This window comes from Shewanella livingstonensis (genome assembly GCF_003855395.1).
In the GTDB taxonomy this organism is placed as follows: Bacteria; Pseudomonadota; Gammaproteobacteria; order Enterobacterales; family Shewanellaceae; genus Shewanella; species Shewanella livingstonensis.
The window spans coordinates 4,359,578-4,377,202 of sequence record NZ_CP034015.1; the positions used below are offsets into that span (position 1 = coordinate 4,359,578).

17 protein-coding genes are annotated in these 17,625 nt (G+C 41.2%); 3 read left to right on the forward strand and 14 right to left on the reverse strand.

Annotated features, from left to right (window positions below):
- Positions 1 to 12: 12 nt before the first annotated feature.
- The 7 genes from parC to nudF all read right to left on the reverse strand — a co-directional run bounded on the left by parC (position 13) and on the right by nudF (position 8,090).
- Entirely contained in the window at positions 13 to 2,316 is a 2,304-nt protein-coding gene (parC, locus tag EGC82_RS18965) for a DNA topoisomerase IV subunit A (RefSeq protein ID WP_124732131.1), read from the reverse strand.
- On the reverse strand, positions 2,309 to 3,463 hold the full coding sequence (locus EGC82_RS18970; RefSeq protein WP_415837628.1) for a PQQ-dependent sugar dehydrogenase: 1,155 nt from the start codon (positions 3,461 to 3,463) through the stop codon (positions 2,309 to 2,311). Before EGC82_RS18970 ends, parC begins: the two co-directional genes overlap by 8 nt.
- 54 nt (positions 3,464 to 3,517) lie before the next feature.
- Entirely contained in the window at positions 3,518 to 5,404 is a 1,887-nt protein-coding gene (parE, locus tag EGC82_RS18975) for a DNA topoisomerase IV subunit B (RefSeq protein ID WP_124732133.1), read from the reverse strand.
- A gap of 70 nt (positions 5,405 to 5,474) precedes the next feature.
- A complete protein-coding gene (locus tag EGC82_RS18980) occupies positions 5,475 to 6,047 on the reverse strand; it encodes a YqiA/YcfP family alpha/beta fold hydrolase (RefSeq protein WP_124732134.1) in 573 nt (190 codons plus the stop codon).
- 65 nt (positions 6,048 to 6,112) lie between these two features.
- Entirely contained in the window at positions 6,113 to 6,952 is an 840-nt protein-coding gene (cpdA, locus tag EGC82_RS18985) for a 3',5'-cyclic-AMP phosphodiesterase (protein ID WP_124732135.1), read from the reverse strand.
- Positions 6,953 to 6,987: 35 nt separating this feature from the next.
- Complete coding sequence (locus EGC82_RS18990; protein ID WP_124732136.1) at positions 6,988 to 7,425, reverse strand: DUF1249 domain-containing protein; 438 nt, start codon at positions 7,423 to 7,425, stop codon at positions 6,988 to 6,990.
- Positions 7,426 to 7,463: 38 nt separating this feature from the next.
- Positions 7,464 to 8,090 carry an ADP-ribose diphosphatase gene (gene nudF / locus EGC82_RS18995; protein ID WP_124732137.1) on the reverse strand — a complete coding sequence of 209 codons (627 nt, stop codon included), beginning with the start codon at positions 8,088 to 8,090 and terminating at the stop codon, positions 7,464 to 7,466.
- A gap of 434 nt (positions 8,091 to 8,524) precedes the next feature.
- Here nudF and tolC point away from each other — a divergent pair, with 434 nt between their 5' ends.
- Positions 8,525 to 9,820: an outer membrane channel protein TolC gene (gene tolC / locus EGC82_RS19000; RefSeq protein ID WP_124732138.1), complete on the forward strand. Its 1,296-nt coding sequence runs from the start codon at positions 8,525 to 8,527 to the stop codon at positions 9,818 to 9,820.
- A 116-nt stretch (positions 9,821 to 9,936) separates the two neighbouring features.
- Here the strand turns inward: tolC and EGC82_RS19005 are convergent, their stop codons facing one another.
- The 3 genes from EGC82_RS19005 to EGC82_RS19015 are packed head-to-tail and all read right to left on the reverse strand — an operon-like array spanning position 9,937 to position 12,146.
- Positions 9,937 to 10,671: a TIGR04219 family outer membrane beta-barrel protein gene (locus tag EGC82_RS19005; RefSeq protein WP_124732139.1), complete on the reverse strand. Its 735-nt coding sequence runs from the start codon at positions 10,669 to 10,671 to the stop codon at positions 9,937 to 9,939.
- Between the two features lie 2 nt (positions 10,672 to 10,673).
- The gene (locus tag EGC82_RS19010) at positions 10,674 to 11,645 is read right to left on the reverse strand and encodes a DUF2333 family protein (protein ID WP_124732140.1); all 972 of its coding nucleotides are present in this window, start codon (positions 11,643 to 11,645) and stop codon (positions 10,674 to 10,676) included.
- A gap of 12 nt (positions 11,646 to 11,657) precedes the next feature.
- Entirely contained in the window at positions 11,658 to 12,146 is a 489-nt protein-coding gene (locus tag EGC82_RS19015; protein WP_124732141.1) for a copper chaperone PCu(A)C, read from the reverse strand.
- Positions 12,147 to 12,181: 35 nt separating this feature from the next.
- On the opposite strand from EGC82_RS19015, the gene EGC82_RS19020 reads away from it, so the two are divergent.
- On the forward strand, positions 12,182 to 12,919 hold the full coding sequence (locus EGC82_RS19020) for an enoyl-CoA hydratase-related protein (RefSeq protein WP_124732142.1): 738 nt from the start codon (positions 12,182 to 12,184) through the stop codon (positions 12,917 to 12,919).
- A gap of 70 nt (positions 12,920 to 12,989) precedes the next feature.
- Here EGC82_RS19020 and EGC82_RS19025 read toward each other — a convergent pair whose 3' ends face one another.
- The 3 genes from EGC82_RS19025 to dusA form a co-directional block, all read right to left on the reverse strand.
- The gene (locus tag EGC82_RS19025) at positions 12,990 to 13,190 is read right to left on the reverse strand and encodes a PspC domain-containing protein (protein ID WP_124732143.1); all 201 of its coding nucleotides are present in this window, start codon (positions 13,188 to 13,190) and stop codon (positions 12,990 to 12,992) included.
- A 181-nt stretch (positions 13,191 to 13,371) separates the two neighbouring features.
- A complete protein-coding gene (locus EGC82_RS19030; RefSeq protein WP_124732144.1) occupies positions 13,372 to 13,677 on the reverse strand; it encodes a hypothetical protein in 306 nt (101 codons plus the stop codon).
- Positions 13,678 to 14,376: 699 nt separating this feature from the next.
- Positions 14,377 to 15,426 carry a tRNA dihydrouridine(20/20a) synthase DusA gene (gene dusA / locus EGC82_RS19035; protein WP_124732145.1) on the reverse strand — a complete coding sequence of 350 codons (1,050 nt, stop codon included), beginning with the start codon at positions 15,424 to 15,426 and terminating at the stop codon, positions 14,377 to 14,379.
- A gap of 484 nt (positions 15,427 to 15,910) precedes the next feature.
- Here dusA and EGC82_RS19040 point away from each other — a divergent pair, with 484 nt between their 5' ends.
- On the forward strand, positions 15,911 to 16,387 hold the full coding sequence (locus EGC82_RS19040) for a chemotaxis protein CheX (RefSeq protein WP_124732146.1): 477 nt from the start codon (positions 15,911 to 15,913) through the stop codon (positions 16,385 to 16,387).
- 114 nt (positions 16,388 to 16,501) lie between these two features.
- Here EGC82_RS19040 and alr read toward each other — a convergent pair whose 3' ends face one another.
- Positions 16,502 to 17,593 carry an alanine racemase gene (gene alr / locus EGC82_RS19045; protein ID WP_124732147.1) on the reverse strand — a complete coding sequence of 364 codons (1,092 nt, stop codon included), beginning with the start codon at positions 17,591 to 17,593 and terminating at the stop codon, positions 16,502 to 16,504.
- Positions 17,594 to 17,625: the final 32 nt, after the last annotated feature.

Sequence of the window (17,625 nt, forward strand, 5' to 3'; positions counted from 1 at the left end):
AATCCAGCAATCTTACTCGTGTACATCCAGATTATCGTCTTGCAAGCCGTCTTCTGCCAATGGTCCCATTTCGACATCAACACTGTCTACGCGTTGTAATCCTCTTGGTAACTTAGCACCACGACGACCACGCTCACCACGATAGTGCTCTAAATCGCTTGGTTTCAAGGTTAGCTTGCGCTTACCAGCCCACAACGTTACTGCAGTATTATGTGGCACAACATTTAAGTGCAAAAGTAACTCTTCACGATTCTTAGCACGATCGGTTGGAATACCGATAATCTTGTTGCCTTTACCTTTTGATAACTGTGGCAAGGCATCTAAACTAAACATCAACATTCGGCCTTCAGAGGTAATCGCTAACAGCGATTGCTCAGTCGTTTTATTGATTAACTTTGGCTGCATAACTAAGGCGTTGGATGGTAGGCTGAGTAGTGCCTTACCAGCCTTATTACGGCTGACCAAATCTGGATAAGCACAAATAAAGCCATAACCAGCATCACTTGCCAACAAGAAAAACTGTTCATCTTCCCCCATAAGCACATGTTGCATTATCGCGCCAGGTGCCATATTAAAGCGGGTGGTAATCGGCTCGCCTTGGCTTCGCGCAGAAGGCAACGTATGGCTGTCGGTAGCAAATGCGCGCCCTGTTGAGTCAATAAACACCGCCGCTTGGTTACTTTTCCCCATCACACTACACAAATAACTATCACCAGACTTATATGACATCCCTTCGACATCAACATCATGGCCTTTAGCACAGCGTACCCAGCCTTTATCTGACAATACTACAGTAACGGATTCTGTTGGCGTTAACTCTTGTTCAGTGAGCGCCTTGGCATCTACACGTTCGATAATCGGTGAGCGACGATTGTCACCATAAGTCTCACCATCTTGGATCAATTCTTTTTTAACCAAGGTTTTCAAGCGACGTTCAGAGCTTAACAATAACTCTAATTTGTCACGTTCTGCCGCAAGCTCATCTTGCTCACCTTTAATTTTAAATTCTTCAAGCTTGGCTAAATGACGTAATTTTAACTCTAAAATTGATTCAGCTTGTTTATCCGACAAGTGAAAGCGAGCCATCAACTCAGCTTTAGGTTCGTCGTTATAACGAATAATTTCTATTACTTCATCAATGTTTAAAAACGCAACCATTAACGCTTCTAAAATATGTAACCGTGCTAATACTTTATCAAGTCGATATTGCAAGCGGCGAGTGACCGTTGTAAGGCGGAATTCCAACCACTCAGTTAACAGTTGCTTTAGCCCTTTTACTTTCGGACGGCCGTCGAGCCCCAACACATTGAGGTTAACTCGGAAGCTTTTTTCAAGATCTGTCGTCGCAAATAAATGGGTCATTAGCTGATCACAATCAATGCGATTTGAACGAGGTACAATCACTAATCGCACTGGATTTTCATGATCAGATTCATCACGTAAATCAGACACCATCGGCAGCTTTTTCGCCTGCATTTGATTGGCAATTTGTTCTAAAATCTTACCGCTACTGGCTTGATGCGGTAATGAAGTAATAACAATTTCGCCCTGCTCTTCGCTGTAAACTGCACGAGCTCTAATGGAGCCTTTACCCGTATCATAAATCCGCTCAATATCAGCTCTAGGGGTAATTATTTCGGCTTCTGTTGGATAATCAGGGCCTGGAACAAACTCCATGAGTCGTGCTAAATCCGCTTTAGGATTATCGATTAGCTCTATACAGGCACCCACTAATTCACGCACATTATGCGGCGGAATATCTGTTGCCATGCCCACAGCAATACCGGTAATACCATTCAATAATATATGCGGTAATCGTGCTGGTAAGGTTACAGGCTCTTTCATGGTGCCATCAAAGTTAGGGCTCCAATCTACGGTACCCTGCCCTAACTCCGACAGTAACACTTCAGAAAACTTTGACAGTCTCGCTTCGGTATAACGCATGGCAGCAAATGACTTAGGATCATCTGGTGCGCCCCAGTTACCTTGGCCGTCAACCAGCGGATATCGATAGGAAAATGGCTGCGCCATTAACACCATAGCTTCATAACATGCACTATCACCATGCGGGTGATATTTACCTAATACGTCGCCGACAGTACGGGCTGATTTTTTATGTTTAGATTGCGCAGATAAACCTAACTCGCTCATTGCATAGATAATGCGTCGTTGGACGGGTTTTAGACCATCACCAATATGCGGTAGGGCGCGATCCATAATCACGTACATGGAATAATTTAAATAAGCCCCTTCGGTAAAGCGCCTAAGCGGCATTTGCTCTACACCATCAAGGCTTAATTCAATCGCATCACTCATTATTCTTTTCCTGTGATTGTTCGGGTGCATTATAAAACAAGCGGTAAATATTACCTTTTAGATCATCTGAAATGTACATTGCGCCATCAGGCGCATTTATTACATCAAATGGTCGTGCAACCGGAAATTCTCCATCCAAAAAACTCACCACGGTTTCACGTTTAACAATTTTGTTATCTTCCATAACGAGCATCACAATTTGATAGCCCACTTTACTTGAACGGTTCCACGAACCATTTTCAGCCACAAAAATCTGTTTGCGATAACGCTCAGGAAATTGCTCACCTCGATAAAAGCTTAAACCCGTAGCGGCAACATGGGCTGGCAATTCAAATTCCGGCAAGGTGATATTTAAATTGTCCGGCTTGTCATACGCAGGCTCTATCACATCAGTGCCATGTAAATATGGAAAGCCAAAATGACTGCCTTTAATGTCTAAACGGTTTATCTCATCAGCGGGAATATTATCGCCCATCCAATCACGGCCTAAATCAGCAAACCATAACTTGTTAGTGTCCGGAGACCAATCAAAGCCAATAACACTGCGAAGGCCGGAAGCAATTTGCTCACTGGCACCAGTATCAACGTTAATCGCTAAAATACTGCCAAATGGCGAAGAAGCTTCACAGACATTGCATGGCGAACCAATAGCAACATATAAGCGACCATCGGGTCCAAAATGCATTGAACGAGAATACTTTTTATCTAAACTGGGTAAATTTGAATAAACTTCACGCGCACGACTAGGGCGACGCAGTCTAGATTCTATTTCTTCAAAACGAATAATGCGATCGTCTTCGGTAACGTATAGCGCCCCATCATGGAAGGCTAATGCTTCTGGATAATCAAGGCCTCTGGCAATAAGATAACGCTTATCAACCTGCCCATTTTGATCGCTATCAACTAGGGCATACACTGTGCCACTTTTTTGAGAGCCAACAAAAAGAGTGCCTTCATCTCCTACAGCTAATTGCTTAATATCTCCTAAATCAGAAGCATATAAACTTAAGCCAAAACCTTTTGTAACAGTAATCATAACCGATTGTGCGGCAGAAGCGATCACAGGGAACAGGCTTAAAAACACCACCCCCAGCAAGGCTAATTTACCGCCAAAATTGAGATAGAATCGTAATCTAAAATATTGCATGCTAATTATCTTTTGCCTTATGTTATACATTATTATTGGCACTAAGAAACACGACTAAAGTAACGCTAGGTCACCTTTGGTTTCTAACCAGCTCTTACGATCTGGAGCACGTTTTTTGGCAAGCAACATATCCATTAATGCCACCGTTTCATCGGCATCATCAATGGTTAATTGTACTAAGCGTCTAGTATTAGGATCCATAGTGGTTTCACGTAATTGTAATGGGTTCATTTCACCCAGACCTTTAAAGCGAGTCACTTGTACTTTACCTTTTTTATTTTCTGCCGCTATACGGTCCAAAATACCGGTTTTTTCCGCTTCATCTAAAGCATAAAAAACCTCTTTACCGATATCAATACGAAATAACGGTGGCATAGCAATATACACATGACCATTATTCACTAGTACTCGATAATGCTTTAAAAACAACGCACATAATAATGTGGCAATGTGCAGCCCATCTGAATCCGCATCGGCTAATATACAAATTTTGCCATAACGTAACTCTGAAATATCATCGCTGTCTGGATCGCAACCAATCGCAATCGAAATATTGTGCACCTCTTGCGAAGCTAACACTTGCGAGGAGTCTACTTCCCAGGTATTTAAAATCTTACCTCTTAACGGCATAATGGCCTGGAATTCACGGTCGCGAGCTTGTTTAGCGCTGCCACCAGCAGAATCACCTTCTACAAGGAACAACTCGCCTCGCATAGGATCTTGGCCACTACAATCGGTTAGCTTGCCTGGTAATGCCGGTCCGGAGGTGACTTTTTTACGGGCCACTTTTTTGGCCGCCTTTAAGCGTCGCAGCGCGTTACCAATACACAATTCTGCCAACTGCTCTGCTAGGCCAGTATTGGAGTTTAACCACAAAGAAAAAGCATCACGAGCAATGCCAGAAACAAATGCCGAACTTTGACGACTCGATAATTTCTCTTTAGTTTGGCCAGCAAATTGTGGGTCTTGCATTTTTATCGATAAAATAAATGCAGCACGATCCCAAATATCTTCAGGCGATAGCTTAATACCACGAGGGACTAAATTACGAAATTCACAAAACTCACGCATAGACTCAAGCAAACCTTGCCTAAAGCCATTTACATGAGTACCACCTAATGGTGTCGGAATTAAGTTAACGTAGCTTTCGCTTAAACTATCCCCACCTTCAGGTAGCCAAGTAATGGCCCATTCAGCCGCCTCTAACTTGCCTTTAAAGCTGCCGACAAACGGCTCTTCTGGTAATAAAACCGAGCCTTTTATCGCTTCTTTAAGGTAATCGGTTAAGCCGCTTTCATAAAACCATTCGTGCACTTCACCATTTTGTTTATTGGTGAATTTAATCCGCAAGCCTGGGCACAATACCGCTTTAGCTCGCAAGATGTAAATTAACTTACTGACCGAGAAATTAGGTGAATCAAAATAGCTTACATCGGGCCAGAAATGCACTCTAGTACCGGTATTACGTCGTCCACAAGTACCGGTTACCACCAACTCTTCAACCTTGAAACCATTCTCAAAGGCCATTTCGTATATTTGCGCATCACGACGGACACTGATTTCAACTCGGGTGGATAAGGCGTTAACAACAGAAATACCTACCCCGTGTAAACCGCCCGAGAACTGGTAGTTTTTATTAGAAAACTTACCACCAGCGTGCAATTTAGTCAGGATCAATTCAACCCCAGGAATACCTTCTTCTGGGTGAAGATCAACCGGCATACCACGGCCATCATCGGTCACTTCAAGGGAGTTATCTGCATGGAGTACAACTTCAATTTTAGTCGCGTGTCCCGCCAGAGCTTCATCAACACTGTTATCAATGACTTCTTGCCCAAGGTGGTTAGGTCTAGAGGTATCTGTATACATACCTGGACGGCGTTTTACCGGGTCAAGTCCGTTAAGGACTTCAATAGCGTCAGAAGTATATTGGTTACTCATAATCCACACATTTGCAGTTAAATAGAGCCAAAGTTAGCTCAAATTGATCGTTGTTTGTAACGGTGTAATGTTACAGCTGAATAAATTTACATATTTTGTCTAATTGTTGTTCATAGCCGACAAAACTGTGGTCGCCATTGGGCTCTAAATGTAATTCACAGCTATGGTACTTGTGTAGTGCTTGTCGATAATCTAACACTTCGTCACCAGTTTGCAACAGCACCAGAAAACGATCAGGATGTCGGATAACCTGAGTATTGTACAGGGCTACATCTTCTTGATGTTGTGGCACCACTTGATAATGTTCATTGGTGTAGGGATTATATTGAGGCCCGATAAACTCTTCAAACAATTCGAACGGTTTTACCGCCGGATTAACCAAAACAGCTCTTCCACCATAGGTTTCGGCTAAATAACTAGCAAAGTAACCTCCCAGTGACGAACCAATAAAGCGCAATGTTTGCCCTTGTTGTTTCGCTTGTTCTGTTATTTTGCACAATAGAGTCATTGCTGCTGTGGGTGCTGAAGGTAATTGTGGTTGGCAAAAATCGACTTGTGGATAATGCTGCTGGATATGATGTGCGGTTTGAATGGCCTTATCTGACCGAGGAGAACTATTAAAACCATGTATATAAAGCAGCATATTCCCTCGCGAGACGGTTAATTAGTACTAAGCGCCTCCTTATTAACATAAGTTGACACAGTAAACTAGTATCCGCTGGCCTCATTATCTGGCGCAAATCGATTTCCGGGCACGCGATACACATTAGTACGAATGCTACCATCGCCTGCTAACTCCAGCAAACGATAACCGGGTTGAAGATGATCTAAGGCAAAATAGGAGGATAATGGCTTAAACTGGATACATGTTGATGGTGTCGCCATTAGTTGAATTGGACCATGTGGCCCTGGATGAATATTATCCACTTGTTGATGTACATGCCCCCAAAGAACGCCTTTAACTTGTGGGTAGCGACTTGCTCGTTGCAAAAAGTTTTCGCCATTCATCATGCAATGCTGATCTAACCAAGCACACTGCATTAAAATAGGATTATGGTGCATTACTAACAGTACATGTTTATCTGGTGTCGCCTTAATTGCTGCCTCGATCAAAGCGAATTGCTGTTCGCCCATATAACCACCAGGCTTGCCACGAACCGTTGAATCAAGCATGAGTATTAACCAGTTACCAATAATAATCCGTTGTTGACCAAACACTTTTTCACCTTGCATACGCAAGCTCATCAAGCGAGGGTCGTCATGATTACCAGGTAAATAATGGCAAGGTAAATTTAACATCTCAATCTTTCGCACAAAGTGCTCATAAGACTCTGGAGAGTAATCTTGGCTAATATCACCCGTGGCCAATAAGATATGGGCTGGATATTGCGTTGCGATGAACGTGTTTAATACGGCTTGAAGACTTTGTGCCGTATTAACACCGAGCAATTGACCTTCAGGATCAGCAAAAAGATGCGGATCAGTAACTTGTACTAACCGCACAGGCTCATTTTCAGCAACAGAATAATGCACTGCGTCTTTAAGCACAAAAGATTCCTAACATGGTAAAAAGAATAAAAAAGCTATGATTGGCAAGTCACTCTCCGAGACCCAATCTTCAACAGCTCCTCAAGGAATGCATTCACCTGAAATTTTTCATCGCTATGATGCATATGTATATTAGGGTAATCATACACTGGCTTTAAACGATAAATCTGTTGGCTAGTTAACACTTCTGCTAATTGAGCGTCATGATAAATACGAACAGTTGCATTTGGAGATTTAAAAAAATGTCCATTTGGTATAGGGCGCGATATTTCGACTAATTGAGTATACTTAGTATTTTCAATAAGATTGATCGACAATTTACCAAACTCACCTTCTACCTGCCAAGGTTCATTGATATTGATTTGATCGGGTAACCATTTTAAAATATGCGCATAATTTCGACCACATACAGCTAAGAAGCTGCTGATATTTGGTTGATATCTCTGCTTTTTGTTGAGGTTAAACTGTGCCACTCGATCTTTCCTATCTTGCTCATAACATGTTCAATAAACTAAAGTGCATCACGAATTTTTTGATAATTGAGCATCAACCATTGAATACCTAATACTGTCGATGCATTGTCAATACGACCATTGTTAACCCACTCGTAAGCTTGTTCACGACTAACAACATGGACACGAATATCTTCATTTTCATGTTCAAGTCCGTGTATCCCGCTAGCTTTGGTAGTATCAACATGTCCCCAGAACAAATGAAAACGCTCGGTGGTGCCACCAGGACTGACTAAATAGCTATTTATAGGTGTTAAGCCCAATAAACTTAGTCCGGCTTCTTCGGCTAACTCACGTTCAGCAACTTGTTCTGGCAATTCGCCGGGCTCAATCATACCTGCCACTAACTCAAGAAGCCAGATTGATTTAGTAGTTGCTAATGCAGGCACCCTGATTTGTTCAATTAATACCATTTCATCACGTACAGGGTCATAAGGCAGCACGACCACGGCATTACCTCGTTCAAACACTTCTCGAGTGACTTCGCCACTCCAGCCGCCTTTAAACAACTTATGCTTAAATGTGTATTCATCTAATTGAAAGAAACCTTTGTACAGTACTTTCTTGGAAATCAAACTAAAACCAGACTCAGCGTCAAAGGTTGTTATCACGGGTTGCTCAGACATACTTATCCTTGTCCATCAAAACGTGAACAATCTGCTCATTTTGACAGTTTAAATTAACATAATTAATAACTAAGCATTTAAGCTTACATAAGCAAAAACGGGCCTAATTAAAATAAAATCTGTTACACTTCAAATTTGACTTGAAAAAGAAAAAATCACTATTATTAAGTATAAGTAGTGCACAATATGTAGTACATCATATTAAGTAAACACTTAGTGCCCAGCCATATGATGCAGTAGACTATAGGTTATCGATATTGAACGACGATATCATCTGTAAACTATTGTGAATACTCATTAAAAAAGTGTGTTATCACCGATTGCCGCGTCAAGATTTAATATTTTTAAATCAACTACTTAACGAATGGCATGACCAAATTTATAAGTTAATCAACACCTCATCTTACCGAGGAATTGTCTAAAAAGGGCAGCAAATGAAATTCAAAATTGGTTCATTATACGCAGCGTTAGCATTTGCTATCGCAGCACCGGCAGCGCAGGCTGACGATTTACTACAAATTTATCAGCAAGCACTCACTAGCGACCCTATCGTTTTACAAGCCAAAGCACAACGTGATGCGTTATACGAAAGTATTGAAGAAAACCGCGCACCGCTACTACCAAGTATTAGTGCAAACGTTGGCTACGCTAAAGCGTGGAACGACCCTTTAGAAGATAGCAATGGTCTTATCGGTGGTGTTAACTTAACGCAAGTTATCTACGATCATAGCGCATGGGTAGGTTTAGATCTTGCTGAAATGGCAGCATCTCAGGCTGATTCAGCTTATGCCTCAACGTTACAATCGCTCATTACACGTGTCACAAAAGCGTATTTTGATGTACTAACTGCTAAAGATAACTTTGAATTCCAGGGCGCTGAAAAAGCAGCCATTGAACGTCAACTTGAACAAACTAAGCAACGTTTTGCCGTAGGCCTAACAGCCATTACCGATGTTCATGAAGCACAAGCGCAATATGACTTAGCATCAGCATTGGAAATTCTAGCGCAAAACACCTTAGATAACAGCTATGAAGCATTACGTGAAATTACCGGTATAGATCATAAATCAATTAATATTCTTGATACTAACCGTTTTTCAGCTGGTACACCTGCACCTGCATCATCTGCTGATTGGCTAACAATGGCCGAAACTAACAGCATCGATTTAATGACTCAGCGGATTGCTAAAGATATCGCTAATGAAACCATTAAATTGTACAAAGCAGGTCATATGCCTTCGTTAAATTTCAATGCTGGTTATAACAAAGGCATGGATCAAACTCCAGGGCCAGATTATGACAATACCAATATTGGCGTAACCTTAAGCATTCCGCTTTTCGAAGGTTTTAAAGTGACCTCCCAAGTGAAGCAAGCGCAATTTCAATATGTGGAAGCTAGCGAAAAATTAGAACAAACTCATCGTAGTGTAACTAAAAACATTCGTAATAACTTTAACAACGTTACCGCATCTATTAGTTCAATCAAAGCATATGAGCAGTCAGTCATTTCATCTGAAAGTGCACTCAAAGCAACCCAAGCTGGTTTTGAAGTGGGCACGCGTACGATTGTCGATGTATTGAACCGTACACGTGATTTGTATGATTCGAAACGCCAATTATCTGAAGCGCGTTATGGTTACATTAATTCTATATTAGCTCTAAAACAGGCTGCTGGTACATTAAACGAGGATGATGTGATCTCGATTAATAGTGGACTCATTGCTCAATAGTCACAGGGCTTAGACAAAAATAAGCTCCCACAAAAAAACCGCCAATTGGCGGTTTTTTTATGAGCATACAATGATTAACACACTATTTTATACGATCTGTTTGGCACTATATGGAATTAAAAAACTAATTCAATACCTGCAAATGCACCACTAAAATCAGTATTTTGTGACACACCAGAGAAATTGCTCACATCAAAATTAAACTCACGGTAACCAACTCGAATAGCCGTGTCTACAGCTAAACCATCAAACTGCCAACCTAAACCAGCACCATAATCATATACACTAGATTCATCCACACCTAGCATAACATCAGCAAAGCCAAATAAACCTAAGCCAATCATGCCAACTTGTGCACTCGCGTATCCCATCACGATACCACTATCGATATCCACTTCTTCAGGGTGACCAGCATCGTTAACACGAAGTGAACCGCTCATTAGTTTATATGCAGCACCTAAATCAACAGACACTAAGTCGTTATCTAGGATCTCGTAATACAACACAAAGTCAGTATTACTTAAGTCATTCGTCACCGAGGTCGCGCCAGTAAAATTGTGACCATTAAAGTTAAAGTTAGCGTTGCTAATATCCGTGCTCGACTCAAGACGGTTTTCACGAATTTTAATATTAGGTACAAACGGTAACGGATGTTCAACAGCAATCCACACGCTACCTTGTGATGAATCATCATTAAAGCTGTGTGCAACTCCGCTATCATCATTAAAGGCATTTGTGGTGTCTGCCTGCCAATAATCAGCGCCTACTTTAAAACCTAATACAGTTGCCGCATGAGCCGATGACACACTTAATAGGCCCACTACAGCTGCAGCCAGAAGAGTCTTTTTCATTATTATCCTTGTGAGATTAAATTAGTTAAATCAATTACCGCGGCATTTGCACGCGAAATATAATTAGCCATCACCAACGAGTGATTAGCCACTAAACCAAAACCATTTCCATTAAGAACCAAAGGGCTCCAAACAGTTTGCTGAGTGGCTTCAAGCTCACGAATAATTTGACGTAAGCTAACCTCAGCATTTTTCTTTTCTAATACATCGGCAAAATCAACTTCAATGGCTCGCATAAAGTTTAACAATGCCCAAGCTGATCCACGACTTTCATACAACACGTCGTCAATTTTCCACCAGCTGGTTTTAATTTCATTACTCGATAAACCAGGTGTAGATTGACGAGCCGAAGCATCACCTGATAAATCAGTATTTAACCGTTCTTGACCAACGCTGGCAGATAAACGTTGCGACATACTGCCTAAACGCTTCTGAATTTCTTTAAGCCATTCATTGAGGTTATCTGCACGAGCATAAAACTGAGCATTATTGTTATCAGTATCACTAATTTTAGCGCGATAAAGCTTCAATAATTTAATCGCATCGCGATATTCACCTTCTGCACTTGGTACTAACCAACTGGTGTTATCGATATTTAACTTCGAATGTGCTGCTAACAAATCATTATCGGCAGTTGATTGCGACTGTGAACGGCTAAATTCCTTACGCATAATCAGTGCTAAATCTCGCACCTGTTCTAATGCGCCAAACTCAAATGCTGGCATGTTATCCATCATTATCGACGGAGGCATAATATCATTAGATAACCAACCACCTGGTTTATCCAGCAAGGTTTCCATGGTGTCAATTAATGCAGTAGTTGTGGCATAACCTACAATACGCTTGCCGTTGTCAGTTTGCAGCGATACTGTTTTGATCGGATCTGGTGCCACGCTCCACCATACACCGACAACATAAAGTACTAAACCAAGTACACCAACAACTGTTAAAATTTTATTCCTTGTTACTTGCATCAATATTACTCCTTAATGATGGTGATGATGTTCTGCATGTTCATCATGCTGAGTCGCGGCTTGCTTTAGCACCGGAAGCTCAATCATAAGTTGCTGACCATCTTCAAAAATTAATTCTAAAGCCACTTTATCATCTATTACTAATGGCGCAGTTAATGACAATAACATCACATGTTCGCCAGTAGGCTGAAGGGTTAACGAACCGTGAGACGGTATAATAAACCCTTCGACTTGGCGCATTTTAACCATGCCATCTTCTTCTAAAATGGTATGCAACTGCGCTACTTTTGCCACACTCGTCTTCACTTCAACTAACTTAACATCGCTGTTGTTGTGATTTTCTAAGGTAAAATAAGCGGCAGTATTGGGCACACTCGCAGGCATAGCTCTAACATGTCCATCGACCAAAACCACGTTAGCACTGGCTGCGAATGATATCGATGATAACACTAAAAAGTTAAACAGATGTTTGAATATTACTTTCAATGTCTTAAACTCCATGTAATCCCACACGTGTTCACCACAGGAAGCTACGAATGAGTCATATTCAGGTAAGAGATGATCAAGGCGTACGTATCATCAGTTTTAATCGTCCAGAAAAGCGCAATGCCTTTAATCTAGAAATGTATCAGCAATTCACAGAATACCTGATCCAAGGTGAAGCCGACAATGATATTCGTGCCTTTCTGTTCCATGGTACCGAAAACTGTTTTACCTCTGGCAATGATATCGTCGATTTTCTGCAAAGTGGTGCGTTAGATGATAATCATCCAACCGTTAAATTCTTGTTTTGTTTATTAGATCTTAAAAAGCCTGTGGTTGCAGCGGTAACAGGAGCTGCAGTGGGAATAGGAACAACTTTACTGTTACATTGTGACTTAGTGTATGCCGACGATAATGCTAAATTCCAAATGCCATTTGTCAATTTAGCGCTAGTACCAGAAGCAGCCTCAAGCATATTGTTACCCTTAATTGTTGGCCAACAAAAAGCGGCTGAACTGATTTTACTAGGCGAAGCCTTTGATGCTGAAACGGCTGAAAAATTAACCATTATTAATCGCGTGGTTGCCCAAGACGAGCTGATAAGCTTTAGTCTAACCCAGGCAAAAAAATTAGCAGCACTACCACCTTTATCTATGCAAGCATCAAAACGGCTTTTACGTCATAACCAGGCAGAAGTTAAAGCTCAGATGAAGTTAGAATTAGTTGAGTTTGCTGAACGCTTACAAAGTGACGAAGCAAAACAACGCTTCCAAGCTTTCTTAAAAAAATAACCACATATTTCAATGTAACCTGTCTGCGGGGTAATCAAACTTCCCCCGCTTATCCATTACTGGGCAAGCCTTAAAATCGAGATGTTTTTTGGCTCATCACCACAGCAATCACAAAGTACGCAAGTAAACTAATACTTGGATTGGTTAGCACTAATCCTACAGTCACAATACGAGTCCAAAGCAATGACCAGCCATATTGTTTCGCTAACTTCGCAGATACGCCACATGCAATTCGAGTTTCATCTTGTAATCTATTGATTAAACGGTTCATATTATCCTCTCGTACTTAATAAGGTTTATTCTAAAAGCAATGAGTGAAGATTAAGCTTGGTCATTAATGCTTGGCCAAAACAGCCAGCTGACTAACATCGCACACAATGCAAAACTGATAACTGGCAATAACAATAACGACATTAATGGCAGCACCAAGCCTATATTCATCGCCCAATCCATTACTTATTCTCGGCAGCTACAGCGGTACTCACTTGTGGTTGTTCAAAGCTAGCAAACTCTAAAGCTGAATTAATTTCAAAAACTTGTTGTGCTATTTGAGTTTGCAACGACAGCATTAACTCTTGCTTTACATTTGAAATCATCTCTTGGCTCGCTTGCGTCATATTCTGTTCTAGCGCAGCGACTGTATTAGAGATTGAAATTTCATCTGCTTGTGCCGAAACACTGGCGGTAACCAATAATGCTGCTGCAATTGATAGTTGAACACTACGGCGAATCACGTTGGTTGAAGTTAATGTAGACATAATGGCATCCTTTCTTGTGTTGGTTAATGGCAACTAAACACCCGTCTAGTTGATTACACCATAGGTATTACAAGCTGCGTGCCAACTTTAAAAAATAACCATAACCACTTAATTTGTAGACTAAATAAATTAACTATAGTTTATGTGGCTGAACTAAAAACACGTTCAAAAAACCAACAGGTAGTAAAATTAACCATATAGTTAGTGAAAATGACCAGTGATTTTCATAAGTAATTAAGAAAGGCTAAAAGTCGTCATAAATAACCCAATATCAGCGCAACACTGAGATGCTACAACACAACAAGAGCTTAAATAAGTGACTGGATTAGTGGTTGAATTAGCGGCGAGATTAATGGTTGGTGAGTGAGACGTGAGGTCTAATCGTCACGCTGAAAGAGTTAATAATTGAGATAATGGGTGAGTCAATTATTAAGAAAATATCAGAAAAAGTGACTAGGTCTTATCATAGGTAATTGTATTAGCCACTACTGTCTAGCGTCTAGCAGGCTTTATGGATTCTTGAGTTGATTTTACAAGGGAGTCAAAATCAAAAAACGCCTAATAAAAGGCGCTTTTTATAGGCTAACAGCGGTTTCAACATGACCGTCTGAGCGTTTATTTCACAACGTTTCCTATTGAAATACCTCGCGGCATAACCACCTGATATAACCTCTGTATATAACCTATTAATAGAAAGAATTATATCAAAGTAGATTCGTCACTGGCCAGTGCTTCGGCATCAACAAACTCAGCGGCTTTAAGCACCACCCCAATATCAGCATTAGCCTTATGGGCATTCTCGCTTAAATGACGACGCCAGCCACGTGAACCTGGTAAACCTTGGAATAAACCAATCATATGGCGGGTAATGTGATTTAAACGACCGCCTTGAGCTAAATGAGCCTCAATATACGGCAACATTTGCTCAATAACTTGCTGACGTGTAATCACCGCGGTATCGAGTCCACACAACTGCTGATCCACTTGCGCTAATATATAAGGGTTTTGATAAGCTTCACGCCCCACCATCACGCCATCTAGCTGGGCTAAATGCAGTTTAGATTCTTCAAGGGTTTTAATGCCACCGTTAATGCTAATGTTCAAGTGTGGATAATCACGCTTTAACTGGTAAACCCGATCATAATCTAACGGCGGGATCTCACGGTTTTCTTTCGGACTTAACCCTTGTAACCAGGCTTTACGCGCATGAATCGTAAATGCACTACAGCCCTGGGCGCTCACTGTTTCAATAAAATCCGTTAAAAACTGATAACTGTCTTGCTCGTCAATCCCAATACGGGTTTTTACCGTGATCGGAATATCAGTTACCTGCTTCATCGCATCAACACATTGCGCAACCAGCGCAGGTTCTGCCATTAAACATGCACCAAAGCGACCATTCTGCACTCTATCAGACGGGCACCCTACATTGAGGTTCACTTCATCATAACCGCGCTCAGCAGCTAATTTTGCACACGCCGCTAAATCAACCGAATTAGAACCCCCTAGCTGTAACGCCACAGGATGTTCTTGCTCGTTATAAGCTAAATAATCGCCCTTACCTTGCAATATGGCGCCCGTGGTAATCATCTCGGTATATAACAAGGCCTTACTCGACATAAGGCGTGCAAAATAACGATAGTGGCGATCTGTCCAATCCAGCATAGGCGCTATGGAAAAGGTGCGATCAAGCGCATCTGTTGGTATGACTAGCTTTGGCGTTGTATTCACTGAATTCTTTATACTCATAATCTAGGTTAATAGTGCACGTTGCTAACGGCTTTTAACGATTAGTTACTTTGTTAAGGCGACTAAAAAATAGGATGTGCTAATCGAATGGCTGACTCAACATAAATACAATCGTGGTCCACGATTGTATTCCATAACAAAGCATCATCAAAAAGATGTAATATTATAACGTGAATTGGAGTTATTTGCAGATTCTCGAGGTTGAATATCAAATCTTTAAGTTTAGTTAACATGTATTAAGACCATTCATTGGCTTGAGGCTTGTTACACTAAACCTATCTAAAAATTGTTTTTGTAACTGATGTCTCTTTCAATTTCGTTTTTGTGTTCTAAGCTTGAGTCAGTATTCCACTTTGCTGATATAATCAGCAACTATGATGGTTTATGACGATTGGGTCGTGTAACGTAATGCACTCTATTCTCTATCTATAGCCCCATCTGTACGCTATCACTACTTTTTAAATCTACAAGGACCGCTTAGCCTATGAACGTTGAATTCATTAACCCATTTCTTGTTTCTTTGATCAATGTTATCTCAACCATGGCAACAATGGATTTAGAACCTGGTAAACCGCAACTGAAAAACCATGACCTTGCTAAAGGTGATGTGTCTGGTTTGATTGGTATGGTGGGCCCTAAAACCCGCGGGTCGCTCTCTATTACTTTCGAAAAAACCTTAATTCTTGAAATTATGCATAAAATGCTAGGCGAAAACCCTGGCATTATTAATGACGAAGTTACTGATTTAGTTGGTGAAATCACCAACATGGTGACAGGGGGTGCTAAAAATATACTCAGTGAAAAAGGCTATGATTTTGATATGGCGACGCCAGCAGTGGTGTCGGGTAAAAATCATACCATTTCTCATAAAGCGCGTGGTAAAAAAATCATGATGCCTTTTACCCATGAATTCGGTAATGCTTTTATTGAGATTTGTTTTGAGGATGTAAAATCGGTTTAATGGCTGTCACTAGTAGCTTAAAATAGCCCCGGCTAAAACACTGTTAAACAGCTATAAACTAAAATGCCCAAGACGCAACTGCATATTGGGCATTACATAAAAATCGTTGAGCCGCTAGTCAAGTAGCTCCACCACCACTCGTGGGGTTAATTTAGTCACTAATTCATAAGCAATAGTGCCAATATGCTCGGCTACTTCTTCAACCGCAAGCGTTTTACCCCACAGTTGTACGTTGTCGCCAACACGGTCTTGTGCATCGGCGCCTAAATCAACTGTTAACATATCCATCGACACACGACCCACTATTGGCACTCGACGGCCATTAATCCACACTGGTGTGCCTTCTGGTGCATTACGGGGATAACCATCGCCGTAACCCATTGCTACCACACCTAAACGAGTGTCTTGTTTAGCGGTCCATAATGCACCGTATCCAACGCTATCGCCCGCTTTATGCTCACGTACAGCGATTAGATTAGACACCAATTCCATTGCTGGTATCAGTTTATGATTAACGCCTTTATCGCCAACAACTGGAGATACACCATAGAGCGCAATGCCGGGTCTTATCCAATCAGCTTGGCTTGTTGGCCAAAATAATGTTCCTGCTGAGTTTGCTAAGGTGCGATCACCTTCTAAGCCGCTAATCAATTTATCAAAGGCATTCATTTGCATTTGAGTCATCTTATTACCAGGTTCATCTGCACAGGCAAAATGGGTCATTAAATGGATTGGCTTTGCCACTTGCGGACAAGCCAATAAACGCTGATAGATGGCGTCAAACTGCTCTAAACTAAAGCCGAGACGATGCATACCGGTATCGATTTTCATCCACACGGTAACAGGCTTATCTAAGGTGATCGTTTCAAGCATCTGCAATTGCGATTCATGGTGCACCGCAGTATCGATATTATGAGTCACTAATAGGGGTAAATCGGACTGACGGAAGAAACCTTCTAATAATAAAAGCTTACCTTTTACCCCGCCTTCTCTGAGCTGCAATGCTTCTTCAAGTCTTGCTAAACCAAAACCATCCGCACCGCCACTATATTTGCCGACACTTTCAGCAACATTTAATAAGCCATGGCCATAACCATTGGCTTTAACCACTGCCATAATTTTGCTATTTGGCGCAATAAGGCGCATTTGTGCTAGGTTACTTTGTAGTGCGTAACGACTGATTTCTGCACGAGGAAAAGGTTTCAATAGGTTGCCTTAATTAAACAATAAATAACATG